The sequence below is a fragment of the Halobacillus sp. BAB-2008 genome, assembly GCF_000328325.1.
GTDB lineage: Bacteria > Bacillota > Bacilli > Bacillales > Halobacillaceae > Halobacillus.
On record NZ_ANPF01000027.1, the window covers coordinates 55,804 to 82,150 of the forward strand.

Below are 26,347 nucleotides of genomic sequence, written 5' to 3' on the forward strand. Positions count from 1 at the left end.
AGTTTTTTTAATTGCCAGAAATATATAACATTGGATATTTTGTCTTTTTTTGAAGGGTTTTCTATTTTAATGGAGAAAAAGTAATGGGATGCAGTATGCTATTTCAATAATATAGAATGACCAGTGGGTAAAAGGAGTGGTGAAATGGTAGATTTCGGCAAATTACTTGGAGATGAAAATCAGAATTCTCCGATTAAACCAAAGGAAATATTTGAATCTAATGTTAGAAGTAATCAATTTCCATATTTAAGAAGTGATCAAGAGAAAATACTACAAGAATGGTTTGAAAAAAGGGATTTAAAAGATAATATTGTAAAGATGAACACCGGCGGTGGGAAAACAGCTGTAGGGTTGCTTCAGCTCCAATCCTCTCTTAATGAAAATTTGGGGCCTGCTCTTTATTTATGCTTAGATAAACTGTTAGTTGAACAAGTATTAGGTGATGCAGAAGATTTAGGAATTGACTGTGTTACTTTCGAAGATAGGAATTTTCCAGAAGAATTTTTAAATAGTGAAGCAATTTTAGTTACAACATTTGCAAAGTTATTTAATGCAAAGACGGTTTTTGGAGTAGAAGGTGATGGGTCTAAAGATGTTATTAATATAGGAAGTGTAATTATTGATGATGCACATGCAGCATTAAACAAAGCAAGGGAAGTATTCTCTCTATCTTTTGATAACCAAAGTGATATTTATCAGAAGCTTGTACCGATGTTTAAAGATTCTTTAGTAGCCCAGTCAAGAGGGACAGCTTTAGATGTGCTAGAAGGGCGTGACTCCTATGGTGTTTTGATGGTGCCATACTGGGCATGGATAGATAGAATAAATGAAATAACAACATTACTATCGGAGCACTCTGATGATGAATCATTAAAATTCAAGTGGCCCTTAGTAAGAGACTTCTTAGAGCATTATTTTGTATATATATCATCTCATAGAATTGAACTTTCACCTAAGTGTCTACCTATACAAAAACTCCCCTCTTTTCATAGGGCTCAAAGAAGAATTTTTATGTCAGCAACTTTGAACGATGATTCTTCTTTAATTAAGGATTTCCAGGTCAACAAAGAAACAGTGGAGGATCCTATAGAATCAGATACTTATTCAGACATCGGTGAACGAATGATTATCGCACCACAAAATATCGATAAAAATTTGAAGCCATTTGATATTGCCGGGGCTTTTTCTAAACTGAAAAATTACAATGTAGTTACACTTGTGTCTTCAGATAATAGAGCAAGTCTTTGGCAAGATAATTTCTTTAATAAGCCTGCTCCTAGTGAGATTTCTCAAATAATAAACAACTTAAAAGAATCCATAGGACATAAAGTAGTTCTTTCCAATAGATATGACGGAGTAGATCTACCTGGAGATTCATGCAGGATTTTAATTATTGATGATCTGCCATCTGCAACTACATTACATGAACAATACTCTTTATACGCAAGGCCTGACTCTAGGTTAATGAGAATGAATCAAGCTCAAAAAATAGAACAAGGGTTTGGAAGGTCAGTAAGATCTGTTAATGATTACTCAGTTGTCATTATTTTGGGTAAAGACCTAGTTTCTATAATTTCGACTAATGAATTTCAAAGACACCTTTCTCCACAGACAGTAACTCAAATAAATTTAGGTACACAAGTCGCAGCTCTTGCTAGTAGAGAAAGTGGATCCTCTATGAAGCAGTTAGGCGAAACTATTAAACAAGTATTGGATAGAGATCCTGAGTGGATTAAGTTGCACAGACAAAGAATCACCTCTTCCGGGTCACCAGAAAAAGACATTAGTTTAATTGATGTCGCTATTAAAGAAAGAGAAGCTTTTGACTTAGCTTGTTCAAATCAGTCCATTCGTGCTGCAGACACAATAAGGCAGTTTATTAATACGAAAGAAAGTTTTGTAAAAGACGATCAAGCATGGTTCTTACAATTGTCCGCGTCATACCTTTACAACGGTGATAAAAGTCGTTCTATGGAAGTCCAGCTTGCAGCACACACAAAAAACACATTCTTGTTAAAGCCTCCAAGCGGAATTAATTATAAGAAATTAACATCTAAGCAGACAAGGCAAGCATTAAAGATAAAACAGTTTATTAGTTCATTTACAGAGGCGAATTCGATTGTGCTTCACGTTACAAAACTATTGGATGATATAGCTTTCAAACCAGATTCATCTACACTATTCGAGCGCTCCTTCACTCGATTAGGAGAATGTCTAGGGTTTGATACACAACAACCAGAAGCAGAGTTTAACAATGGATGCGACATTTTATGGAATATTTATGATGATGAGTTCCTTGTGATAGAAGCTAAAAACGAGGTTAAGACAGAAAGAGACTTAATTTATAAAAGTGAGAGCGAACAGATTTCCTCCAGTGATAACTGGTTCAAGAAACATTACCCAGATAAAAATGGAACACCAGTATTAATTCATCCATCAAATAAATTACATCACGAAGCATTTACTCCTTCTAACACGGGGATTATTAATGAGAAAGGTTTAGGAGAATTGAAAGAGAATGTAAATGGATTCTTTACAACTCTCGCCCAAAGAGAACCACACTTGTGGACGCCTGAAGAAATATTGGGAATCTTGAAAACTTATATGTTGGAGAGAAGACAATTATCAACTTATTTAACGCCAGTTGAGGAGAAATGATAATAATCTACTTTCAACAATATTTTTTTGATATGTTGAATCTTTGATCCCAGATGGAAGATGGCACATGAGTTGCCATCTATCCTGGGTCCTATTTAATTTACATAGTTTTTGTTTCCTTTAATTAAAATAATTAGTTTTGTATGTGTACAAACTAATTACCTTAACAAACTTGGAGATAAACTAGAAACCTAAGGTATTCTAAGTAACCATAGAACTCAATCCTTTTTCATATGTAACCCATCCCCCTAGGGGTTTCCATAAAATCTTAATTTATGTAATATTATGAAGGGTTGTCTTTGTTTCTTATAGAAATAGAAATAGAAATAATAATATCTAGTAATTTACACTGGTCCTTTGGACGTGCTTTTTTCAAGAAAAATAATCATCAAGTTAAAGGAGTAGTTTATGAGTTATTTTATGACAACGCCTGCATACATAAGGGATAATCACCTTTTAAGGGAACCACAAATTGAAGCATATACAACAATTTATGAACATTTTAATGTAAGAAATAGTACAGAGCATGCTCTGGTAGTGCTACCAACAGGAACTGGTAAAACCGGTTTAATGGCTATTTCCCCCTACGAAATTTCAAATGGAAGAGTTCTGATCATCACTCCACAGACGGTGATAAGGGATTCAGTGCTGGGATCATTAGACTCAGCTGATGCTAAAAACTTCTGGTTATCCACGAGGGTTCTTAATAGTTATGATGAACTGCCTTCAGTAATTGAATACGACAAAAAACTTACTAATGGAATATTAGATCAATCCGATATAGTCGTATTAAATTATCATAAATTACAAGAAAGATTAGATTCCTCATTGGTTAAAAGGGTTCCATCAGATTACTTTGATTTTATAATTATTGATGAAGCACATCACGCGGAAGCAAGAACTTGGAAAAAGGCAATTGAATACTTTAATTCTGCAAAAGTTCTTAAAGTAACTGGTACACCTTTTAGAAGTGATGGGAAAAAATTAATGGTGAAGAGATATACTCATATAGCCTTGCGAGAGCAATGGAGAACGGATATGTTAAGAGTTTAGAAAAATTCGAACATATACCTGAAAGTATGTATTTTACTATAGATGAGGATGACAGTACCTATTATTCTCTGGATCAAATTAGAGATATGAATCTAAGAGAAGAAGATTGGATTAGGAGAACTGTTGCTCTTTCCAGAGCAAGTAATGAAAGGATAGTTGATTTATCAATAAAACACTTGAATCAGAAAAAAGGATTAACAGATAACCCGCATAAGATAATCGCTGTCGCTTGTAGTATAAAACATGCTTCTCAAGTCCAAGAAATTTATAAAGAAAAAGGATACGAATCAGCAATTGTTCACAGTGCCTTAGATTCTACTGAGAAAGAAAAACAATTTTCCAAAATCGATAACCATGAAGTAGATGTAGTTATTAACGTCTCGATGTTAGGAGAAGGATATGATCATAAGTACCTTTCCATAGCTGCTATTTTTAGACCTTTTAAGACTCTTCTTCCATACGCCCAATTTGTAGGAAGAGTACTAAGATCTATTCAAAATGAGGACGGTTCTTATAACGAAGAAGATAATATTGCATCTGTAATACACCATTCAGAATTAGGGTTAGAGGAGTTGTGGGATTATTACAAAAAAGAAAAGAAAAAAAGAGATGCAATACGAAAAATAAAGCTTGATCGTGAACCCATACAACCTGGAAAAAATCGCGATGTTTCTTTCGGAGATGCAAATGAATCAGAACAATCATCAACGGAGAAAGATGCATTCATAGAAACTGAATTAATGAGACAGAGAAAGAAAAAAATTGAGGAAGAAAACCAAAAAATCAAGAAGCTACAAGAAGAATTAGAAATAGATGAAGAAGTAGCAAGAAATATTTATAAACAGACCTTAAAAAGTAAAAATAAAGAAAAGTATTTACGCCCGGATAAACATTACCACAGGACTAGGCAGGACTTTGATAAACTAGTTAGAGAAGATATTGTTCCTTCAATTGCAGCTGACTTCAATTTAGAAATAGATGGTGTTGAACTGGTTAACAGGAAATTTTTACTACCTCGTAAATATGCGTTCCTATACAGATCTTCAAAAAATAATGGTGCTTTACTTGGAAACTATTTTAATTTATCATTAAAAAATCAAATAGGAGATAAACGGGACAACTGGGAGCTCGAGGATTATGATAAAGCTATAGAATTAGCCCGTGAACTTGAAGCGCATATTCGAGATATGCTAAAAAAAGAGCTTTAGGAGGAATAAGATGAATGAACTTTTGGAACAACTTTATGATGAAATGTATTCTCCAAAAATAACACCTGAGGAGTTAGTTAAAAATATTCAATTAGAGAATTATTTTGGCCTGAACATTACTAAATCTAATGGCGAAATTATTGCTGAAACTAAATGTTATTTACCTGACGAGAGAATAGCAATATACACTTACACCTTTGACGAAAAGAAGAACTTAAACTCTCTCACTTCATTGGTAGACGAATATACCGAAACCTTATATGATCGTAAAAATGCGATTAATGAAAAATATTTAGAACTTAAAAACCTTTTAAAAGAGAATACAAAAGCTGCTGTTTAGCCCCTGAAATTTTCAGGGGTATTTTTTTACTGAAACAAGAACATTAGTTCGTATAATGCTTTTTAGGAAGGTTATAGTATGAATTTACCACTATACACAACAACAGCACTAGAAGATCGGAGATTAAATTGGTACAAATCTCATAATTATACGTTTTGATACAGTCCTTTATATGATACTATAATCAATGTATTACATAAATTTACAAGGAGGGTATTCATGAAAAAGTTCGTTAGGTTAATAACTATTTTCCTACTCTCACTGTCACTAGTGTACCAAGCCCCGAACACTGCCAGTGCAGCTAGTGGTTCTGAACGAGTCAAAGGAGACACTCGATATCAAACAGCAATCGCTATCTCGAAGAAAGGATGGCCTACAGGCTTAGAAACTAGCGAAAAAGCTGTAGTCTTAGCAAGAGCCGACAACCCTGCTGATGCGCTGGCTTCCGCAAGTCTTGCAGGCGTAAAAGATGCACCCATCCTACTCTCCAGCACGAAAACTCTTCCGAGTACCGTACATAATGAGCTGAAGAGACTTGGTGCTAAGAAAATCTATGTCCTTGGTGGGACAAACGCAATCAGTAATAATGTCATTTCTGATCTAAAAAGCAAAGGATATTCCGTAGAACGAGTAAGTGGGAAAAACCGTTTTGAAACGGCTGCTGCCATTAATAAAGAAGCAGGAACAGCCAGTAAAACAGAAGCTATATTAGTAAACGGCCTTACCGTCGCAGATGCTCTTTCAGCATCCAGCTACTCCGCTATAAATGAGGTCCCTATTTATCTTTCAACAGATGATAAAATACCGGCAAGCTTACCGAGCAATATCAAAGAAGTTACAATCTACGGTGGTACTGGTGTTGTAAGTCCAAGTATCGAATCTTCTCTAAAGCAAAAAGGAATTAAAGTTAAACGTATCTCCGGAAAGAACCGTTACATTACTAACATCAACGCTGCTAAAGAACTGAGCACCTCAAATAAAGACTTCTTGCTTGTAAGGGGTACTTCTACAAGTAAGACAACAGAAGATTATCCGGACGCCGTTGCAGCTTCTGGTTTAGCTAACAAACTAGACATGCAAATTGTTCTTTCTCACCCTACTTCTACAATTTTAGAAACACGCGAATACCTTTCTACTATCGATGGTAAAGCTCTTATTCTAGGTGGCACCAACGCAATTTCTAACAAAGTAGCTTCAAACTTGTTGACCGTTGGTGATATGAAGGTTCACTTTATTTATGTCGGACAGGGAGACAGTACTTTGATACAAACTCCTAATGGCAAGAACATTCTCATCGATGCAGGTAAACGCGGCGCCGGTGATGATGTGGTTTGTTACTTAAAAGATAATGGAGTTAAGACTTTGGATCTTGTAGTAGCTACACACCCAGACGCTGATCACATTGGCGGTCTAATTGATGTACTGAACGAGTTTCCTGTTAAACAAGTTGTAGACAGTGGTAAAGCACACACGTCTCAAACTTATCTAGATTACCTTAACCTTGTTGATAAGAAGGACATTCCTTTTAAGGTTCCTAAGGTTGGTTCCTATTTGAATGTAGATCCACTTATTGATATTCAAGTTCTTAATAACGGAGAAGGTTATTCTGATAACAACAATGCTTCTGTTGCACTCAAAGTAACCTATGGCGATATGGATTATCTTTTGACTGGTGATGCGGAAGCAGAAGCTGAATCAAATATGGTAGAACGCTTCAACGTTTCATCGGAAATTTATAAAGTAGGTCATCACGGATCAAGTTCAAGCTCTACACCTAAGTTCTTGAGTGAAGTGGCCCCTGAATTTGCAGTTATCTCTGCAGGTATTGATAATCCTTATGGACACCCTGACAGTGAAGTAATTAACAGACTTAGAGGACTTGGATTAGATTATTCAACTATTTGGGAACTGAATGGTGAAGATGTAGTTGTTTCAACAAACGGTAACAATATGTCAGCAAGCTCCTCTCCATCAGCTTGCGGGTCAGAGGAGCCAGCTCCTGAACCAGACCCTGATCCAATTCCAGATCCGGAACCAACCACAGGAAAGCTTGATATTACTAACTTAGATCTAGATGCTGAAACGGTTAAGATTAAGAACATTGATAGCCGCGACATTTCTATGGATGGCTGGAAGTTAGTCAGTGTAGATGGCAACCAAACCTACTACTTCCCAAGTAACTACACGCTTAAGAAAGGCGCTACAGTTACAGTAACATCAGGAAGGAATTCATATGAAAGTCGTCCAAGTGTTTTACAGTGGTCTAAAGCATACCTCTGGGATAATAACGGGGATACAGCAAGACTCTATGACCCTCAAGGGGGATTAATTGATGAGCTCAGACGGTAAATATACGGTTGACCAATTTGAAGGCGATTATGCTGTTCTCCTCTTTCGTCCCGACGAAAGCATTGTCGTGAATGTGAAGAAACAAGAATTACCACCTACTGTTAAAGAGGGTGACATTCTTCATGTCTCTTTCAATAGTCAAAACGCAGTTACATCCGCAGTAATACTAGAAGATGAAACTAAATCAGCCAGGAAAACTGCAGAAGATCTTATAAAAAAACTTCGCAATAAATAAGCATCACCTTGGTACCTGAGAATATATCAGGTACTTTTTTATTTGCAAAATAAGAACGTTTGTTCGTATAATGTCACCAAGGATGGTGACTAGTATGAATTTCCCAAACTTTACGACAACAGACTTAGAAGACTGGGTATCCAACTGGTACATAAAATACCGAATTACCCAACCAAATGAAATCGATATCAAAAACTAGCTATGAGGTATGAGATTTTTATTCATTACAAAGACATGGATAGTAAATATGTCCGGTTTGGCCGGTATCGTGAAATTGTGCTCGATACAAAGCTAGATCCCACAACACAAAGAGAACAGTTTTTTCATGAGCTCTGTCATGCCATTCGGCATGTTGGTAAGCAAACAATGATGCCAGAGGCTTTCAGAGAGCTTCAAGAGCGTGACGCGAGACACTTCACCCTCTACGCTGCTCTTCCCTATCACATGGTCAAGAATTACGATCTGGAGGACCCTGATCTACTTGACCGGTGGGCGTATGACTTTAAAGTGTCTTATGAGTTGTGTGAAGAACGTTTGGAGCAGATTAAAAGGCGTGCATGTTGTACCAACCATTTTTAGGTCAGTAAGTAAACTGGAAGGAAGAGGTGATTCTATGGGAAACATTGAGAAGCGAGGTAAGAATTCATTTAGACTTTCTGTAATAACCGGCTATGACGCCAAAGGAAAACCTATCCGTGAAAGGAAAAACGTAAAAGTAAGGACCAAAACGTTGGCACGTCAAGAATTAGCTAAATTTGAATCAGAAGTATTGAGTGGAGATTACTCCAAACCTAATTACACAAGGTTGGAAGACTTTTATCAGGAGTGGATTAAGAAGTACGCGGAAAACAGACTTTCCCCAAGAACTCTCAGAGAATACATGAGCATTATCGAGAAGAGAATACTCCCTGATTATGGTCATCTAAAGTTGTCGGATATAAAAGCTATGCATGTCGTTAACTTTCTGGATGATTTAAAGGACACGACCAAGAGATTAGATGGTAAGGAAGAGCCTTTATCCTCTTCCACCATTAGAAACTGCTACAAGGCATTTAAGAGCCTTCTCACCGCTGCAGATGAATTTGAGCTAATAAAGGATAATCCCGCTCGAAATATTAAGCCACCAACCGTTAAGCAAAACAAGCCCCTCTCTTATTCCAGAGAGAAAATTGATCACCTCATTAGTTGTATAGGCCAGGAACCTTTCGAAAAACAGGTTATGTTTTGGATTGCATTTGTAACTGGCTGTCGTGAAGGTGAACTTGTTGCATTAGAAGAAAAACACATACTTAGTGAAAAGAGTGCTATTCGCTTTGAGCAGTCACTCTCTCAGCAACCTGGCGGAGAGTTACTTATAAAGGGTATTAAGAATGGTATGGAGGGTACTGCTTCCATTCCCCAAGAACTGCTGGATATGGTTAACCAAATAAAGAACCGGAGAAAAAAAGAGTTCATTCGAACCAGAGATATACAGTACGATCCAAATCGAGTTTTCCTTTTTGCTGACGAATTAGGTAAACCTATGAGGCCGGATAGTGTCAGTCAATGGTGGGGTAGATTTAGAAAACGTCACAATATCGACGGCTTAAGGTTTCATGATTTAAGGCACTACTCTGTCACTTATTTAATTCAGCAGAATGTTCCTACTAAGTCCATTAGCCAGCGTGTGCGTCACAGAAAGATTGGAACTACGATGGACATTTACGGCCACCACATTGAGGAAGTCGATCAAATGGCTGCTGAGCATTTTAATGTATTTTTCAAAAATGATTTTACGAAATAATTTTAGGTGCATTAATTAGAGATCCTAATTCAATTATGATCCTCTAAAAATCCTGCCCCATTTCTGCCCCAAATGGGGCTTTTTAATGAAAACAACCCCAATCAGCACACATAAAGAAAAACGCTGAATCCCTCGTCTAGCAAAGGTTCCAGCGTTTTTTCGTTAGCGTCCCAGGAGAGATTCGAACTCCCGACCCACAGCTTAGAAGGCTGTTGCTCTATCCAGCTGAGCTACTGGGACACAAGATTAAAATATGTATGGAGCGGGTGAAGGGAATCGAACCCTCATCATCAGCTTGGAAGGCTGAGGTTTTACCACTAAACTACACCCGCAGGTTATGTATTTTTTCGCCTCCATCAGAAGCGGACAAGAATTATTATATAAGGAATTTGGCTGAAAGTCAACAGGTTACAGCAAAGAAATTAATTCTTTGCTGTAAGGTCTGTTGAAAGAACCAATCCGTCCATTTTCTCCCCGTTCACATGATAGAACTGAAGGGTAGCTTCGGCCGGGTCATCCCATTCAAGGAGAGCATATGTCGGCTCTTCCCGATCTCTTGGAAGCCTTGCGCTTCCCGGGTTGATCAGGAGGACACCATCGACGACTTCCGCTCCCGCTATATGGGAGTGCCCGAAACAGGCGACCTGTGCTTCGTTTTCCTGCGCCTTGTACTTAAGAGGCATCAACGTCGTTTTTACCTGATGCAGATGGCCGTGCGTCACATAAAAAGTAACGTCTCCGACTGTTAACACTTGTTCATTTTCCATTTCCGGTTCAAAATCACAGTTTCCTTTAGCATAATAGAAGCCGTTCAACGTTTCTGATCCATAAGCGAGCTCTGAGTCGCCGCAATGGATCATCGCATCTGCGTCTTTATGCCTTGCTTTGATGACCTGAACTTCCTGTTCCAGTCCGTGGCTGTCGCTCATGATTAACACTTTAGGCACGCTGATCTCTCCCTTTTATGCCTCTTTCTCAAGCCATGCTTCCAACTGTTTGATAGCATGGTGTCTGTGGCTGATTGCGTTTTTTTCATCCGCGGTATGCTGTGCCATCGTTCGATCGGCGTTTTCCGGAATGAAAACCGGATCGTATCCGAATCCATTGGTCCCTTGTGGCGATTCCGCTATTCTACCTTCACAAGTACCGCGCTTCGTAAACGTATCTTGTCCCGGACGGGCGACTGCTACGGCACAGACGAAACGGGCTGTACGCTGATGAGATGGCGTATCGCCGAGCTCCCGGAGCAGCTTCTCCATGTTTTTTTTATCATCTTTCTCTAATCCAGCATATCTCGCTGAGTAAACCCCAGGCTCTCCGTCGAGTGCATCGACCTCAAGACCGGAGTCATCGGAGACGACGGGAATATTCCACTCTTTCATCATAGCTTCTGCCTTGATTATTGCGTTCTCTTCGAATGTCGTACCGGTCTCTTCAATATCAGGAGCATAATCAAAGTCAAGCAGAGACTTTACTGAAATGCCGTATTTCGAAAACATCTGCCTGAACTCCTGGGCTTTCCCTTCGTTCTTTGTCGCTATCAACAATTCTTTCATTATTTTGCCGCTCCGGATTTGTTACTGATAGTTTCCGCCCATTCTCCAATCGCTTCTTCCTGAAGGACGATTAAGTCAGAAACGCCTTTTTCGGCAAGAGAAAGCATCTTCTGCAGCTGCTGCATGGAGAAAGTAGCTTCTTCTCCCGTACCTTGAAGCTCCACAAATTCGCCTTTGCCTGTCATGATGACGTTCATATCGACTTGGGCTTTACTATCCTCTTCATAGCACAAATCAAGGATTTCCTTCCCGTCAGGCAGGACACCTACAGAAATCGCGGTCAGAAAGTCCGTAATCGGAAGCTCTTTCAGCGTCCCCTTCTTCACAAGTTTGCCTAAAGCAAGGACAACCGCTACAAAGGCTCCTGTGATGGAAGCTGTCCTAGTCCCGCCGTCCGCCTGGATGACATCACAGTCCACCCAAATGGTCCGCTCCCCAATCTTTTCCAAGTCGACAACGGCACGCAGGGAACGACCGATCAAACGCTGAATCTCCATCGTACGGCCGGAGACTTTACCTTTAGAAGATTCGCGGATGTTACGCTGCTCGGTAGCTCTTGGCAGCATGGCATATTCCGCTGTAATCCAGCCCTTTCCTTGACCACGTAAAAAAGGAGGTACACGATCCTCAACGCTGGCATTACAAATGACTTTCGTATCTCCAAAACTGATCAGCACCGAACCCTCCGGATGCTTCACATAGTCTGTCTCAATTGTTACGGTTCTCAATTCATTCACTTCTCGATGATCACTTCTCATCGATATCGACCTCCTTTTTCTTCACCATTATCCTTGCCCATCTTAACACATATTACCGCCGCCCGATAGTTCTAGCTAAATATAAAAAGCGCACCAAAAGTTCGAACTTTCGGAACGCTTCTTATCTTGTCGGCTTTCTACAATTCCTCTGCCCCGCTGATATCAGAACGGGAGACCGGCTCGGCAAGTGGCTGCCCGGATTCGGTCATCACCTGCTCTGCTCCATCCACGTGAACCTCAACCGATTCTACATCCTTAAGCTCTGTCAGACTCATGACGAGACTTGCCAAAGCTTCGTCGGATAAAGATGGGTTATCCTCGCCGCTCAGCAGTTTTTCATTAAAGGACACGGCGAGCACCCCGTTACTTAATTTCGAACTGACCATCTCCGCACCGTCATTAAACGGGTTCATGAGGGAAGTTCCCAGCTCAGGACCGTTCAGAAGCGCTTGTACCATTGCGGCATAATCATCATCGTTCTTCTCGATGCGCGTCGTGACCGGAACGTGGTAGACCTGATCTCCGTTTTGTGCCGGGAAGTAAACGGTGACTGCTTCGGAATTCATGATATCTGTGTTGACACCGATATGATTATTGATCCCGTCGGAACGGGAGACTCCTTCCGAAATTGGAGTCCCGTTGACAGGCATTTCTGTAAGCTCATGGCCGTTAACCCACAGCTTGATCCGATCGACACCTTCGAACTGAGTCAACGTGTACGTCATGGCTTGAAGGATCTTCTCTTCATCCTGTGCTTCATAATTCTTAAAGTCCTCGGATACGTCAACGACCAAGGTACCATCCTCCTGAGCATTTACTCCAAGTATCTCCGTCCCTGCAGGCAGGACAGCTTGGAATCCATTCGGAAGCAGGTTTGTAACCGGTCCGTCTTTAACCATATATTCCAAAGCCTGAGTCGCCACTTCCTTCGAGGCAGGAAGCTCTAACGTCTGTGGGGCGACCATGCCATTGGCATCCATCAAGTACAATTCCCTTTCTACCGTAGAAGCTGATTCCTCCTCTGTACTTTCCCCTTCTTCGGCTCCTTCTTCTTCGCCTTCTGCTGCCGGTTCTTCACTCTCAGCAGACGGCGTTGTCGTAACCGCCTCTTCCGGAGCATCCATCTTCTCCATTGATTGTTCCCCTTCAAAAAGGCAGCCGGAGAGCAGCCCTGTACACATTAATAATAGAAGCGCGATCCATAATGGTTTGTATCTGTATTTCTTCATAGCTTTCCCTCCCGAGATAGTTTGTACTACCATATATACGAGCACCTGGAGGGTTTAGACCAGATAAATTTTCATCCGAATATAAAAAAACCCCGCCCTCAATAGGCAGAGTTTTGAACATGTTCCAATTCTACAGTTTTCAGCACCTGTACCGGCTCATCAAACCAACTGTTCGCCACTACACGGAATTTCTCGATGTCACCGGTAGAGTAGAATTCGTGGACCGGCTGATGGTCCTCCGTCTCCAGCGCTTTTTGATAAGACAGGATCAGGCTTGCCTCCCGGGCGGTTTCCTCCCCAGAACTGATTACCTGGATATGGTTGCCCATCTCCCGTTGAACCAGATCCTTGATCAAAGGATAATGGGTGCAGCCGAGAATGAGCGTATCTATATGATTCATCTCCTTCAACGGCTTGAGGGTGTTGGAAACGATCCCTTCCGCTTCAGGTCCGGACAAGATACCATCTTCCACCATGGGTACAAACGGAGGGCAGGCGAGGTCATTCACGCGGATCGAGCGATCAATCGCCTTAAGAGCGTTCGGGTATGCACGGCTTTGAATGGTTCCTTCTGTCCCGATGACGCCGATCCGTTTATTCTGACTGACTTTGATAGCTGCCCGGGCGCCCGGCTCAATGACACCAAGCACAGGTATAGACAATTCTTCTTGCAGCTCCTTGAGCGTATACGCAGTCGCCGTGTTACAGGCGATCACAAGCATTTTAATGTTTTTGCTCAAAAGATAGTTGACCATCTGCCATGTGAACGCACGCACCTCTTCTTCTGAACGCGGTCCGTACGGGCAGCGCTTCGTATCCCCTAGATAGACAAACGTTTCTCTGGGCAGCTGTCTCATCAATTCCCGCGCCACCGTCAACCCGCCTACGCCGGAATCGATCACCCCTATCGGTCGTTTCATTGTTTCATCCCTCTTTTTCTCATTGTTGTCCCTCGTGCTCTGTCTCTTTCATTTCGGCATGCAGAACATGCAGCAGCCGATTCAGCGTCTCTACATCTTCTACCGGTACGTCTTTCAGTACATCTTCCAGATAGTTTTGACGTTTGGCAATTACTTCATGAATGATTTCCTCACCTTTGGACTGCACGTGAATGCGGACTACCCTGCGGTCCTTCGTGTCCCGCACCCGCTCGACAAGCCCGTTCTTCTCCATCCTGTCCACTAAATCCGTCGTCGTACTACACGCCAGATGAATATAGTTGGAGAGCTCACCGATCGTCATATCCCCCTTCTCCAACAGCCACTGCAGTGCAACAAACTGCGGGGCTGTGATCGGGTAATGATTCAGGATTTCCCGTCCTCTTTGCTTGATGATTCCGGATATGTATCTTAACTCTTTCTCTATATCTGCCACTATAGACGTCTGTTGTCTGTTAGACACAATCAGCACTCCTAACGAAAATACTTAATAAACTCCATTTTCACTCGTATTGGAGAAAAATTCAACATAAATGTTCCTTTTAAACAAAAAACCCTTTCAGGTATCAGTATAGTGACTATACCTGAAAGGACTCCGTACACCTCAAATAATCCCGCCACAACTTTCTATTATGGAGATTATAATTCCAGTTCACCCATCCGCAACAGCTCTACGACTGCCTGCGAGCGACCTTTGACCCCCAATTTCTGCATGGCATTTGAAATGTGATTCCGCACAGTCTTCTCTGAAATGAAGAGCTCTTTTGCGATCTCCCTAGTCGTTTTATCCTGCACCAGAAGCTCGAAAACTTCTCGCTCCCGCTTGGTAAGAATTTGTGTTGGCCGATAGCCGTCCTCCTTCACAAGCGTACCCCTCCTTGTTGTCTCTGAGCTGAACGAGGGGAATTATTTAGTCAATGTTATCGTATGAGGCATAAGGTTGCCCTGTGCTTCGCTTTCAAGATTTAGTCACAAGCCCGAGTTCCTGTGCTTTGAAGAGGGCTTCTGTACGGGATCTTACATTCAGTTTATTGAAAATCCCGGTAAGCGTGTATTCCACACTCCGCTGTGACATATGCAGCAGCTGGGCAATCTCACGGTTCGTTAAACCGGATGCCACTTCCTTAAGAATCGACTGTTCTTTCTCATTTAAGGAGAGGCCGTTATTCTTCTCTTTCTCCTCCGCATTTCCACTGACGCTTGCTTCTGAGCGGCGCAGCTGTTTAAAGAGATGAAGGGGAATAACGACTTCATCTCTTGCGGCGCATCGAATAGCGGTCAACAGCTGCTCACTTGTCGCGGTTTTGCTTACAAAACCGTTAATGTCTGCTTCGACCAGCATATTGAAGTGTGTGCTCAAGTCGAACCCTGTATAGATGAGAAGCTTGATGTCCGGATAGTTATTGCGTATTTTTTTCGCGAGTTCAATACCATTTATGCCGGGCATGTATAAATCCAGCAAAGCGATATCATAATCGTTTTCTTCCATAATGGAAAGAACCATTTCATTATCGTGGGTGACATCCACGACAAGATCTCCTTCTTGTTCCAGCATTGCTTTCGTCCCGGCTCCAACAGCCGGGTGGTCATCTACAATTAATACTTGCTTCATACATGGACCTCCTTGCTCGCCGTACAAGGAAAAGTAACAATTGTTTTAAATCCTTCCCCAGGCGATGTTTCTATCGATAAGTTTCCGTTTAAACCATTTACCCGCTGTTCAATTCCCGATAGGCCGATATGGGAAAATAAATCCCGTTGAACCGAGTAGTCCATCCCTCTACCGTTATCAGAATATAAAAGCATTACATGATCCTCGTTACTGGACAGCGACAGTTTTACGATCTTCGCATCGGAATGTTTCATCGCATTTGTCAACAGTTCCTGTACAATTCGGAAGATTGCCAGAATCCGCTCCTGATCCAATTCAGCGTCGAAACGCTCATGCGCAAAATACACCGTGAAATTAGAGCGGAGCTGATATTGCTGAATCAGATTTTTCAAGGATTGTACAAGTCCAAGCTCTTCTATGAAAGCAGGACGGAGCTCGTTGCATGTTTCTCTAATTAAATGAATGCTGTCAAGGAGTGACTCCTTATACATCAGCAGTTCTGAATGAAGACTCTTTGGAAGGTCTTTTCGCTGACTGATCAAATCGTCCATGCGCCGATATAAGTACAGCTGCTCCTGAAGAACCGTATCGTGCAGGTCAATGGAAAGCTGCTTCCTCTGATTTTCTGCGATCGTGAAAAGAAGTCGGGAAAGCCACGTTGGATACTTCTGTGTCTGATCGCTTCTCAGTTTGCGTAACTCCTTTACAAGATCCTCAATCAGGCTCATGTTCTGAATAGCGATGTTCGCATTATAGGAAATCGTCTGAAGGTACGTCTTCTCATCTCTGTTCAAGGATGTGTAGTCCTTCTTCCCTTTACACCACATCATCGTGACCTTATCCATGGTGTAACCTACGACGAACCCGAAGCCCTTATCCGTCTCGATAATGGAACCGATATCGTAAGAATAGTCTTGGTAATGGTTATCAAAATGATCAATGATATCCTGCGGAATGGGGTCATACACACAATAGACTTTTCTTCTATTATGTTTGGAATAGAAGTACATTTCCCGGACGTTCAGGACATTCTTTACCTCTTCGCGCATCACCCTCATCAGATCGACCGCGTTGGACTGTTCCTTCATATCCTGCGCCATCCGGTGCATACTTTCCTGGTAACTGTATCGTGCTGAGAACATATAGGGCTGCAGCCGGAAATCCAGAACTTCTTTGATGGATAAGAAAATGATAAGCACGATGTGATAAGAAAGATAAATTTGAACGTTCGTTACAATGGACATTTCCGCCTGTACAAAGAAGTTTGTTGCTGTTGTCAACAGAAGACTGGGAAGGGCCGATAACAGGGAATAGTACCGCACCCTGCTTATGACGAAATTGATATCAATCAGCCGCTCCCTCGTCACTAAGTATAGAAACGTTACAGGAAGTGCAAGCAGAAACATCGCCGCCAATTCCAACGAAATAACTTTGACGCCGAATACCAGCGCTGGAAGGAGATAAAGAGCTATATATGGACCGAAAGCGATGGTGATACCGATGGCCATGTACTTGAATATTGGTGCTTCCGGGAAGTCTCTGTGAATATAGAGCCCCCTGAAAACGATCAAGAACAGAACAATATATAGACCAAGCAGAAGATACGGCGGGACAGGATCAAACCATCCCGGGTAATCACGACGCATTAAAAAGAAACTTTCCGCAAGAGATACTGCTAAGACAAGCACGTATAAGCAGTAAACTACCTTCTTGGAAAACCAGGTTATTTTTAATTCTTTAAAGTAGTTATAAATAAATTGCATCAACATAACGGGAGCCGCCAGAAACAGGCTCGTGTTGAGAAAAAGACTGTACAAGTCATCCCGGACTGCCCCGCTGTTGCTGATGTATCCAGTGGCGATGGCCAAAAAGAACAAAATCAACTGCTTGGCTGAAAAGCGTTCCGGCACCCGTTTATGAACTAAATAAGAGATTCCTAATATAAATACAAAGAAAACAGCGGGAAGAATAATATATAAAGCCCAGTGCCACGGACTCGAGTGATCAATATGGTCGTATTGAATCTCCTCGCCTTGATATTGAACGGTGAAAGAAGAGGCCATCTCCACTTCATGGAACATGTTGACCGACCGGTGCTCTCCCGGATCCTTACCGTCAACAGAAAGCAGCTCTGCCCCTTCAGGAACCTGATGCTTGTCCCCCCAGCTGCCGCTCTGCACATCTGTCGTCACCCAGGTCCCGTCTTTAAATTCAACATCGATCCCGAGAAACGGCTGCGTGATGGATAATAAGATTAAGTAACAGGCAGATATAAGGAAGAACGCTAAGATTATCCACTGCTGCCATTTGAATTTCTGCAAGAAGACTCACCCTTTAACTAAAGTCAATCATTCCTATTATACTATCGATCTATCGACCATCAACCCCACGAACCCTCTTAGAGTCAAAAACCCCCTCCAGCCTGAGAAGACCGAAGGGGGTTTTTCCGCTTATATGCGTTTGTCACTTCCAAAGAAGCTCTTAAAGGATTCGATTGCTGTATCGCGGTTAAGTGCTGCGATGGATGTCGTCAAAGGGATCCCTTTCGGACAAGCCTGCACACAGTTCTGCGCATTACCGCAGCCCATTAAGCCTTCTTCATCCATGATCGTCTGCAGTCGCTCGCTCTTATTCAACTCTCCAGTTGGGTGGGAGTTAAATAGACGCACCTGCGATAGAGGAGCAGGACCAATGAAATCTGATTTGCTGTTAACGTTCGGACAAGCCTCCAAGCAGACACCACATGTCATACATTTGGATAGTTCGTAAGCCCATTGGCGTTTGCTTTCCGGCATCCTCGGTCCCGGACCAAGGTCGTACGTTCCATCAATAGGGATCCAGGCTTTCACTTTTTTCAGTGAGTCGAACATACGGGATCGATCGACAGCAAGGTCTCTATTGATCGGGAACGTGGACATCGGCTGCAGGCGGATCGGCTGTTCCAGCTGATCGACAAGCGCCGTACACGATTGACGCGGCGTGCCGTTGATGACCATGGAGCAGGCGCCGCAGACTTCTTCCAGGCAGCCCATATCCCAATAGACAGGCGTCGTCTTTTCGCCATCCGCATTTACGGGGTTACGACGAATTTCCATGAGAGCAGAGATGACGTTCATATTCTGACGGTATGGCACCTCAAACTTCTCTTCGTATGACGGCTCATCCGGATGATCCTGGCGGGTAATAATCAACGTAATCGTTTTATTTTCACTCATCATCCATGACCTCCTTTATTATTTACTCTTCGAATAGTCTCGTTTACGAGGTTCAATCAGGGATGTATCTACTTTGTCATAACGGAAGACCGGTTTATTGTTTTCCTTATCGTAGCTGGCGACGGTCGTCTTCAACCATTCTTCATCATTACGTTCCGGGTAATCAGGCTTGTAATGGGCGCCGCGGCTTTCGTTACGGTTATAAGCTCCCTGGGTAATAACACGGGCCAACTGCAGCATATTCCACAGCTGACGGGTAAACATAGCTCCCTGGTTACTCCACCTGGAAGTATCATTGATGTTGATCCGCTTGTATCGTTCCATCAATTCGACAATCTTCTCATCTGTTTTCAGAAGCTTGTCATTTTGACGAACCACAGTCACGTTATCCGTCATCCATTCCCCTAGTTCTTTATGAAGCTGGTAGGCGTTCTCATCGCCGTCCATCTTCAGAATTTCATCGAATTTCTCCTGTTCTTCCTTCACTTTCGCGTCAAAGAGCGTGGAAGACATATCATCAGCAAGCTTCTCCAGCCCGTCCAAATATTTCACTGCGTTCGGTCCTGCGACCATGCCGCCATAAATAGAAGAAAGCAGAGAGTTTGCCCCAAGTCGGTTTCCACCGTGCTGCGTGTAATCACATTCTCCAGCAGCAAAAATACCAGGAATGTTTGTCATTTGGTCATAGTCGACCCACATACCACCCATGGAATAGTGAACGGCAGGGAAGATCTTCATCGGTACTTTACGAGGATCTTCGCCTACGAACTTCTCATAAATTTCGATGATCCCTCCCAATTTGACATCCAATTCTTTTGGATCTTTATGGGATAGGTCCAGGTACACCATGTTTTCACCGTTAATACCAAGCTTCTGGTTGACACATACATCGAAAATTTCACGGGTTGCAATATCACGCGGCACCAAGTTTCCATAGGCCGGGTATTTCTCTTCAAGGAAATACCAAGGTTCGCCATCCTTATACGTCCAAACACGGCCGCCTTCCCCGCGGGCAGACTCACTCATCAGTCGGAGTTTATCATCGCCGGGGATCGCTGTCGGGTGAATCTGAATGAACTCACCGTTTGCATAATCGACACCCTGCTGGTAAAGAGCTGCTGCAGCTGAACCAGTATTAATGACAGAGTTCGTCGATTTACCGAAAATGATTCCAGGACCTCCGGTAGCCATGATGACAGCATCAGAAGGAAACGCCTTTATTTCATGGGAGCTGAGGTTTTGACCGATGACACCTCTGCCGACACCCGAATCATCGATAATGGCGGAAAGAAATTCCCAATTCTCATATTTTGTTACAAGGCCGTTTACTTCGTGTCTACGGACTTGTTCATCCAACGCATATAACAGCTGCTGCCCCGTTGTTGCACCGGCGAACGCTGTACGGTGGTGCTGTGTTCCCCCGAAGCGGCGGAAATCAAGCAGTCCTTCCGGTGTACGGTTGAACATGACCCCCATACGATCGAGCAGGTGGATGATCCCAGGCGCCGCTTCACACATAGCCTTAACAGGTGGTTGGTTGGCAAGGAAGTCCCCTCCGTAAACCGTATCGTCAAAGTGTTCCCAAGGAGAGTCCCCTTCTCCTTTTGTGTTAACCGCCCCGTTGATACCGCCCTGGGCACAGACAGAGTGAGAACGTTTAACAGGAACGATCGAGAGCAAATCCACGTGAACCCCTTGTTCAGCTGCTTTAATTGTTGCCATTAGGCCGGCAAGTCCTCCACCGATAACAACAATATTTTTATTAGTCATGATTGAAGCTCACTCCCTTGAATACTATAAATCGATCAAAGTTATGTTTCTATAAATCTATTATATTCCGTATGCGAATTGAATCAGTGTACGTACACCTACGTAAGAAATCGCCAGGAAGACGATGATGCTTACATAAGTCATGATCTTTTGAGAGCGTGGAGAAACAGTGATTCCCCAGCTGACAAAGAAGGACCATAGACCGTTAGAGAAGTGGAAAGTAGTTGAAACCACCCCTACTATGTAGAACCAGAAGAAGAACGGTTCAGTAAGGATACTCTCCATCAGTTGATAGTTCAGATCCGCCCAGCCAAAGCCGATGGCAATTCTTGTTTCCCATACGTGCCACGCAATGAAAATGAGCGTAATAATTCCTGTAATCCGCTGAAAGATGAACATCCAGTTTCTGAAATAACTGAAATTGGAGATGTTACTCGTAGCTGTGAATGCAATATACACCCCATAAATAGAGTGGAAAAGTAGTGGTAAAAAGATAATGAAAATCTCCAGTACATAACGATATGGCAGACTCTCCATAAAGTGAGCCGCCGCGTTGAATGCTTCTGGACCACGTGTTGCAAAATAGTTCACAGTCAAGTGTTGGATCAAAAAGATCCCGATCGGTACTACTCCTAGCAGTGAATGCAGTCTTCGATTGACGTATCCGCGTGTTCCCGCCATATTTACCCCCCTCAGATGATAACTGATTGAAAATGAACATTATTCAGACAGTTAAGCGCTTTAATAACGCTTAAAAAAATAATAGGAAAAGCCCCAAATTCCCAAGTTGTCTGACCAATGTGCAATTTGTGACAAGTTCATTGTACTTCTATCCTTTATTAGCGTCAAGAAAGCTAATCCATATATTGCTCAAAAAAACACATTTATTTCCTATTCCCTTCATATCCCTTCTTTTTGTTCACTTTTTTGCCATCGCCCCCGTAAAAATACAGAAAGGATATTGCGGACTTTTTCGTTTCGAGTGATAATGAGGGTAGAAAGGAATGAGCGTTTTGAAAGAATCTACGAAGTTAACAACGAGCAACATTTCATCGCTTGTAGGCACAGGGGCCGGATTCGACCTGATGCGGTACTACACCTTACCGGATTTCTTAGGGAAAGACGCCCCTTACCTTCTCTACTACATGGGTAAAAACATGGCAAGACAAACAGAAATGGAAACCTTTGATGAACTTTATGAGTTTTTCCAGTACATGGGATGGGGAGAACTTGTTCTCATTCACGATAAGAAGAAAGAAATGCTGTTTCATTTGAAGGGCCACATCATTGAGAAGCGCCTTCATCAAAAGCTGTTCCCCGTCGAGTTTCGTTTGGAGTGCGGCTTCTTATCAGAAATGATCCAAGCGATCGCAGGCGATACATACGAGTGTTTTGAAGAATTGGATAAAAAACAAAATTTGGTGGAAATAAAGGCGCTGAAAGGCTGAAGGTGCTTAACTCCGACCATAAAAAGAAGAACCAGCTGTCATTCAGCTGGTTCTTCTTCATTTAAATGGTCAAGAATCGTCTGCGCGACCGGTTCGGGTACACCGAGCTTCGTAATTTCAGTCGGGTCCGCTTCTTTAATGGCCTGTATAGATTTAAAATGACGGAGCAGAAGCCGTCTGCGTTTTTCCCCTACGCCGGGGATGCTGTCCAATTCCGACTGGATCGCTCCTTTTCCGCGCAGCTGTCGGTGAAAAGAAATAGCAAAACGGTGCACTTCATCCTGAATTCTTTGGACAAGGTAAAACTCCTGCGATTTCCGGTCAAGATCTATCGGGACAGGCGGTTCTCCATAAAGAAGTTCACTCGTCTTGTGTTTATCGTCCTTCGCCAACCCGCAGAGCGGGACGTCAAGACCCAGCTCATTCTCCAGGACGTCAAGAGCCGCTGTCATCTGCCCTTTCCCGCCGTCCACTACAATAAGATCCGGAAGAGGGAGATTCTCTTTAAGAACCCGCGTATATCTTCTTCGAATGACCTCCCGCATGGTCTCATAATCATCCGGCCCTTTTACGTCTCTTACCTTATACTTTCTGTATTCCTTCTTATTCGGCTTTCCATCAATAAATACGACCATCGCAGACACCGGATCCGCTCCTTGGATGTTCGAGTTATCGAAAGCTTCTATCCGGTGCGGCGTTTCGATATGCAGATGGCTGCCCAACGACTCCACGGCTTTAATTGTCCGCTCTTCATCACGCTCAATCAAGGCGAACTTCTCCTCTAAAGAAATCTGGGCGTTCTTCCTGGCGAGTTCCACCAGTTCCTTCTTACGCCCCCGCATCGGAATATGGACTTTCGTATCCAACGCTCCTTCCAGAACATTCACATCCGTAGCCACAGGGACCAACACCTGCTTCGGATACGGATGATTTTGATGGAGATAAAATCGTCCGATATAGCTGAGGAACGTCTCTTCCGGGTCGTCAAAAAATGGAAAAAGAGCGACGTCTCTTTCAATAAGCTTCCCTTGACGCACGAAGAATACCTGAACACACATCCATCCTTTATCCACAGCATAACCAAAAATGTCTCTGTCTACTTGATCGTTCATCGTCATTTTCTGCTGTTCCATGACCGATTCAATATGTTCGATTTGATCCCTTAACTCCTTCGCACGCTCAAAGTCCAGCGCTTCCGAAGCCTGAAGCATCTTGTTCTTCAGGTCTTTCTTGATCTCTTTATGTCCTCCGCTCAGGAAAGAGGTGATGCTCTGTACGATGTCTTCATTTGTTTCCTTGGAAACAGGAAATTCACAGGGGCCGAGACACTGATGCATGTGGTAATACAAACAAACACGGTCCGGCATCGTATTGCACTTCCTAAGAGGATACAGTCGATCAAGAAGCTTCTTCGTTTCACGAGCGGCAATAACGTTCGGGTACGGTCCGAAATACTTCCCTTTATCCTTCTTCACGTTTCTCGTGACAATGAGGCGAGGATGACGTTCTCCTGTTACTTTCAAGTATGGATAGGTTTTATCATCCTTCAACAGGACATTGTACTTGGGGTCGTACTTCTTAATTAAGTTCATCTCGAGAATTAGGGCTTCAATTTCAGAAGTCGTTACAATATACTCAAAGTTTACAATTTCCCGCACCAGCCTCTGGGTCTTCCCGTCATGAGCGCCGGTAAAATAAGAGCGTACGCGGTTTTTTAAAACTTTGGATTTCCCCACATAAATAACGGTATCGTTCTTATCTTTCATCAAATAGCAGCCGGGTTGGTCGGGCAGAACGGCCAGTTTCTCTTTAATAATTGAATTCATACACGTTCACCCCATCCCTTCAAGAAGTTATATATTGAAAATACCACAATGGCAGGAAATTATGCATGTTAAAAGCCGCGCTGCTGAGCAGCGCGGCTTGAAAGGAATGGTATCCCCTTATGCGTGTTTCGAAACCAATTCAGCTAGAGCTTCCTTAGGTTGGAATCCGATTACTTGATCAACGACTTGACCGTCTTTGAACAGAAGCAGTGTCGGAATACTCATAACACCGAATTTGCCGGCTGTTTCTTGGTTTTCATCCACGTCAAGTTTGACGATTTTCACTTTGTCGCTCATTTCAGCGTCCAATTCTTCAAGGACAGGAGCGATCATTTTACATGGACCGCACCATGGTGCCCAGAAGTCTGCAAGAACAAGTCCTTGACTTGTTTCTTCGGTGAAGTTTTGGTCAGTTGCTTTTACAATTGCCATACAATAATTCCTCCTCGACCTTTTAAGTCTGTTTAGAGTATATCACTATCTATTTTTAGTGACTAACAATTTGTTTATACCTTATTTAAACATGTATGAAAGCCGAAGCCAAATATTTGGCTTCGGCTTCTAAGTTCAGCTTATGCATTCACTTTTATTTGTTTCACTTCTTCAATCAATTTTGGTACGACATCAAAAAGATCTCCGACAATCCCGTAATCCGCGACGTTGAAAATATTCGCTTCCGGATCTTTGTTGATGGCGACAATGATTTTAGAGTTCGACATACCGGCAAGGTGCTGGATCGCTCCTGAAATTCCGCAGGCAATGTACAAATCAGGCGTAACGACTTTTCCGGTCTGACCGATTTGGAGGGAGTAATCACAGTATCCTGCATCACACGCTCCACGGGAAGCTCCCACTGTCCCGCCAAGGACTTCTGCAAGCTTCTCTAATGGTTCAAATCCTTCCGCACTCTTCACGCCTCTGCCTCCGGCCACAATCACTTTCGCCTCTGATAGATCGACACCGTCTGAAGATTTGCGAATAACATCTTTAATGATTGTACGAATGTTAGAGATCTCTACATCTTTCGTGGAGACGTCCCCGGTCAGAGAATCGTCACGGGTCAGAGCTGGTATGTTGTTAGGACGGATCGTTGCAAAAATGAGACCCTCCGTGATTTTTTTCTTTTCAAAAGCTTTCCCGGAATAGATGGGACGGGTGAAAATCGTTTCTCCACCTTCCACGACGACCTCCGTCGCATCAGATACAAGACCGGAACCCAGTTTGCTTGCCAGTTTCGGCGCAAGGTCTTTTCCTACTGCCGTATGACCAAGGACGATCCCGTCCGGCGATTCATCCTGAATGACTTGATGGACTGCCTGACCGTGCCCGTCAGATGTATACGTTTTCAATTCTGGGTTTGAAATAGTGATGACCCTCGCTGCACCATGATAAACCATTTCCTGTCCCATCGCTTCGAGGTTACCATCACCGCACAAAACTCCGACGACTTCTCCACCGTCGCTGATCAAATGAGCAGCCGCGATCGCTTCGAACGTGACATTACGCAGGCTTCCTTCTCTTGCTTCTCCGATTACCAGTACCTTCTTACTCATAACCATTCTCCTCTCCCTTCTCTATTTACAGTACTTTCGCTTCTGTTTTCAGTAAGGAAACAAGTTCTTTCACCTGTTCATCCACTTCACCTTCAAGAACTTTACCTGCTTCTTTCTCAGGAGGAAGGTATATTTCCACCGTCTTTGTTTTCGCCTCTACATCGTCTTCTTCCAGATCCAAGTCATCCAACTCCAGTTCCTCGAGTGGTTTTTTCTTGGCCTTCATAATACCCGGGAGAGAGGGATAACGAGGTTCGTTAAGCCCTTGCTGACAGGTGACAAGAAGTGGCAGAGACGTTTCGACTTTTTCCACATCTCCCTCAACATCGCGTTCGATTTGGACCGTCGTGCCATCGATTTCTATATTTGTAATCGTCGTTACACAAGGGATATCCAGTCTTTCCGCTAAGCGGGGACCGACTTGCCCACTGGCTTCATCGATCGCAACATTTCCACCTAAGATGATATCCACGTTTTTATCTTCAAAGAAGGCTTCTAATATCTTCACGGTCGTAAAAGCATCCCCGTCTTCCAGATCATCCTCCGTATTGATCAATACAGCTTTATCCGCTCCCATTGCAAGTGCTGTACGAAGCTGTTTCTCGGACTCTTCTTCCCCGATCGTCACGACCGTCACTTCTCCCCCGTGAGCGTCGCGGAGGGTGATCGCTTCCTCAACGGCATACTCATCATAGGGGTTGATGATAAATTCCGCACCGTCCTCCTGGATGGCTCCGTTTTTAACTGCTATTTTCTCTTCCGTATCAAACGTCCTCTTCAACAACACGTAAATATTCATCCTTCATACCCTCCAGT

General features: G+C 42.9%; 24 protein-coding genes, 2 tRNA genes and 1 pseudogene. 9 read left to right on the forward strand and 18 right to left on the reverse strand.

Going from position 1 to position 26,347, the window contains the following annotated elements:
• Nucleotides 1-144: 144 nt before the first annotated feature.
• The 8 genes from D479_RS06990 (at nucleotide 145) to D479_RS07020 (ending at nucleotide 9,626) form a co-directional block, all read left to right on the forward strand.
• Nucleotides 145-2,658, forward strand: a complete 2,514-nt coding sequence (locus D479_RS06990; RefSeq protein ID WP_008635190.1) for a DEAD/DEAH box helicase family protein — start codon at nucleotides 145-147, stop codon at nucleotides 2,656-2,658.
• A gap of 408 nt (nucleotides 2,659-3,066) precedes the next feature.
• On the forward strand, nucleotides 3,067-3,711 hold the full coding sequence (locus tag D479_RS19875; RefSeq protein ID WP_051989384.1) for a DEAD/DEAH box helicase family protein: 645 nt from the start codon (nucleotides 3,067-3,069) through the stop codon (nucleotides 3,709-3,711).
• A complete protein-coding gene (locus D479_RS06995; protein ID WP_051989385.1) occupies nucleotides 3,684-4,919 on the forward strand; it encodes a helicase-related protein in 1,236 nt (411 codons plus the stop codon). Before D479_RS19875 ends, D479_RS06995 begins: the two co-directional genes overlap by 28 nt.
• A gap of 10 nt (nucleotides 4,920-4,929) precedes the next feature.
• Entirely contained in the window at nucleotides 4,930-5,259 is a 330-nt protein-coding gene (locus D479_RS07000; RefSeq protein WP_008635192.1) for a hypothetical protein, read from the forward strand.
• A gap of 219 nt (nucleotides 5,260-5,478) precedes the next feature.
• Nucleotides 5,479-7,608 carry a cell wall-binding repeat-containing protein gene (locus D479_RS19880; protein WP_008635194.1) on the forward strand — a complete coding sequence of 710 codons (2,130 nt, stop codon included), beginning with the start codon at nucleotides 5,479-5,481 and terminating at the stop codon, nucleotides 7,606-7,608.
• Nucleotides 7,592-7,843 (forward strand): DUF3006 domain-containing protein, encoded by a 252-nt coding sequence (locus D479_RS07010; protein ID WP_008635196.1) that lies wholly within the window; start codon nucleotides 7,592-7,594, stop codon nucleotides 7,841-7,843. The genes D479_RS19880 and D479_RS07010 overlap by 17 nt, the downstream gene beginning before the upstream one ends.
• Nucleotides 7,844-8,077: 234 nt before the next feature.
• Nucleotides 8,078-8,422: an ImmA/IrrE family metallo-endopeptidase gene (locus D479_RS07015; protein ID WP_008635198.1), complete on the forward strand. Its 345-nt coding sequence runs from the start codon at nucleotides 8,078-8,080 to the stop codon at nucleotides 8,420-8,422.
• A 34-nt stretch (nucleotides 8,423-8,456) separates the two neighbouring features.
• Complete coding sequence (locus D479_RS07020) at nucleotides 8,457-9,626, forward strand: site-specific integrase (RefSeq protein WP_008635200.1); 1,170 nt, start codon at nucleotides 8,457-8,459, stop codon at nucleotides 9,624-9,626.
• A gap of 166 nt (nucleotides 9,627-9,792) precedes the next feature.
• Here D479_RS07020 and D479_RS07025 read toward each other — a convergent pair.
• The 14 genes from D479_RS07025 to D479_RS07090 form a co-directional block, all read right to left on the reverse strand.
• Nucleotides 9,793-9,866: transfer RNA gene (locus D479_RS07025), tRNA-Arg, on the reverse strand.
• Nucleotides 9,867-9,884: 18 nt separating this feature from the next.
• Nucleotides 9,885-9,958, reverse strand: a tRNA-Gly gene (locus tag D479_RS07030).
• 90 nt (nucleotides 9,959-10,048) lie between these two features.
• Nucleotides 10,049-10,573: a metallophosphoesterase gene (locus tag D479_RS07035; protein WP_008635203.1), complete on the reverse strand. Its 525-nt coding sequence runs from the start codon at nucleotides 10,571-10,573 to the stop codon at nucleotides 10,049-10,051.
• A gap of 15 nt (nucleotides 10,574-10,588) precedes the next feature.
• Complete coding sequence (locus D479_RS07040; protein ID WP_008635206.1) at nucleotides 10,589-11,182, reverse strand: XTP/dITP diphosphatase; 594 nt, start codon at nucleotides 11,180-11,182, stop codon at nucleotides 10,589-10,591.
• Nucleotides 11,182-11,940 carry a ribonuclease PH gene (gene rph / locus D479_RS07045; RefSeq protein ID WP_008635207.1) on the reverse strand — a complete coding sequence of 253 codons (759 nt, stop codon included), beginning with the start codon at nucleotides 11,938-11,940 and terminating at the stop codon, nucleotides 11,182-11,184. Before rph ends, D479_RS07040 begins: the two co-directional genes overlap by 1 nt.
• Nucleotides 11,941-12,077: 137 nt before the next feature.
• Nucleotides 12,078-13,169 carry a GerMN domain-containing protein gene (locus tag D479_RS07050; RefSeq protein WP_008635208.1) on the reverse strand — a complete coding sequence of 364 codons (1,092 nt, stop codon included), beginning with the start codon at nucleotides 13,167-13,169 and terminating at the stop codon, nucleotides 12,078-12,080.
• A gap of 98 nt (nucleotides 13,170-13,267) precedes the next feature.
• On the reverse strand, nucleotides 13,268-14,089 hold the full coding sequence (gene racE / locus D479_RS07055) for a glutamate racemase (RefSeq protein WP_008635209.1): 822 nt from the start codon (nucleotides 14,087-14,089) through the stop codon (nucleotides 13,268-13,270).
• Nucleotides 14,090-14,108: 19 nt separating this feature from the next.
• Complete coding sequence (locus D479_RS07060) at nucleotides 14,109-14,570, reverse strand: MarR family transcriptional regulator (RefSeq protein ID WP_008635210.1); 462 nt, start codon at nucleotides 14,568-14,570, stop codon at nucleotides 14,109-14,111.
• 176 nt (nucleotides 14,571-14,746) lie between these two features.
• Complete coding sequence (locus D479_RS07065; RefSeq protein WP_008635211.1) at nucleotides 14,747-14,971, reverse strand: response regulator transcription factor; 225 nt, start codon at nucleotides 14,969-14,971, stop codon at nucleotides 14,747-14,749.
• A gap of 94 nt (nucleotides 14,972-15,065) precedes the next feature.
• Nucleotides 15,066-15,719 carry a response regulator transcription factor gene (locus tag D479_RS07070; RefSeq protein ID WP_008635212.1) on the reverse strand — a complete coding sequence of 218 codons (654 nt, stop codon included), beginning with the start codon at nucleotides 15,717-15,719 and terminating at the stop codon, nucleotides 15,066-15,068.
• On the reverse strand, nucleotides 15,716-18,040 hold the full coding sequence (locus D479_RS07075; RefSeq protein WP_008635213.1) for a sensor histidine kinase: 2,325 nt from the start codon (nucleotides 18,038-18,040) through the stop codon (nucleotides 15,716-15,718). Before D479_RS07075 ends, D479_RS07070 begins: the two co-directional genes overlap by 4 nt.
• 129 nt (nucleotides 18,041-18,169) lie before the next feature.
• A complete protein-coding gene (gene sdhB / locus D479_RS07080) occupies nucleotides 18,170-18,934 on the reverse strand; it encodes a succinate dehydrogenase iron-sulfur subunit (protein ID WP_008635214.1) in 765 nt (254 codons plus the stop codon).
• 18 nt (nucleotides 18,935-18,952) lie between these two features.
• Nucleotides 18,953-20,704, reverse strand: coding sequence for a succinate dehydrogenase flavoprotein subunit (gene sdhA / locus D479_RS07085; protein ID WP_008635223.1), 1,752 nt, complete (start codon nucleotides 20,702-20,704; stop codon nucleotides 18,953-18,955).
• Nucleotides 20,705-20,764: 60 nt separating this feature from the next.
• Nucleotides 20,765-21,385: a succinate dehydrogenase cytochrome b558 subunit gene (locus D479_RS07090; protein WP_008635225.1), complete on the reverse strand. Its 621-nt coding sequence runs from the start codon at nucleotides 21,383-21,385 to the stop codon at nucleotides 20,765-20,767.
• 323 nt (nucleotides 21,386-21,708) lie between these two features.
• On the opposite strand from D479_RS07090, the gene D479_RS07095 reads away from it, so the two are divergent.
• On the forward strand, nucleotides 21,709-22,152 hold the full coding sequence (locus D479_RS07095) for a YslB family protein (RefSeq protein ID WP_008635227.1): 444 nt from the start codon (nucleotides 21,709-21,711) through the stop codon (nucleotides 22,150-22,152).
• 38 nt (nucleotides 22,153-22,190) lie between these two features.
• Here D479_RS07095 and uvrC read toward each other — a convergent pair whose 3' ends face one another.
• The 4 genes and pseudogenes from uvrC to D479_RS07115 form a co-directional block, all read right to left on the reverse strand.
• Nucleotides 22,191-23,978 (reverse strand): excinuclease ABC subunit UvrC, encoded by a 1,788-nt coding sequence (gene uvrC, locus D479_RS07100; RefSeq protein WP_008635229.1) that lies wholly within the window; start codon nucleotides 23,976-23,978, stop codon nucleotides 22,191-22,193.
• A 117-nt stretch (nucleotides 23,979-24,095) separates the two neighbouring features.
• Nucleotides 24,096-24,419 (reverse strand): annotated as a pseudogene (trxA, locus tag D479_RS07105) (thioredoxin); the annotation flags it as partial.
• A 131-nt stretch (nucleotides 24,420-24,550) separates the two neighbouring features.
• Nucleotides 24,551-25,531 (reverse strand): electron transfer flavoprotein subunit alpha/FixB family protein, encoded by a 981-nt coding sequence (locus tag D479_RS07110; protein ID WP_008635233.1) that lies wholly within the window; start codon nucleotides 25,529-25,531, stop codon nucleotides 24,551-24,553.
• Between the two features lie 25 nt (nucleotides 25,532-25,556).
• Nucleotides 25,557-26,330, reverse strand: a complete 774-nt coding sequence (locus D479_RS07115) for an electron transfer flavoprotein subunit beta/FixA family protein (protein ID WP_008635234.1) — start codon at nucleotides 26,328-26,330, stop codon at nucleotides 25,557-25,559.
• Nucleotides 26,331-26,347: the final 17 nt, after the last annotated feature.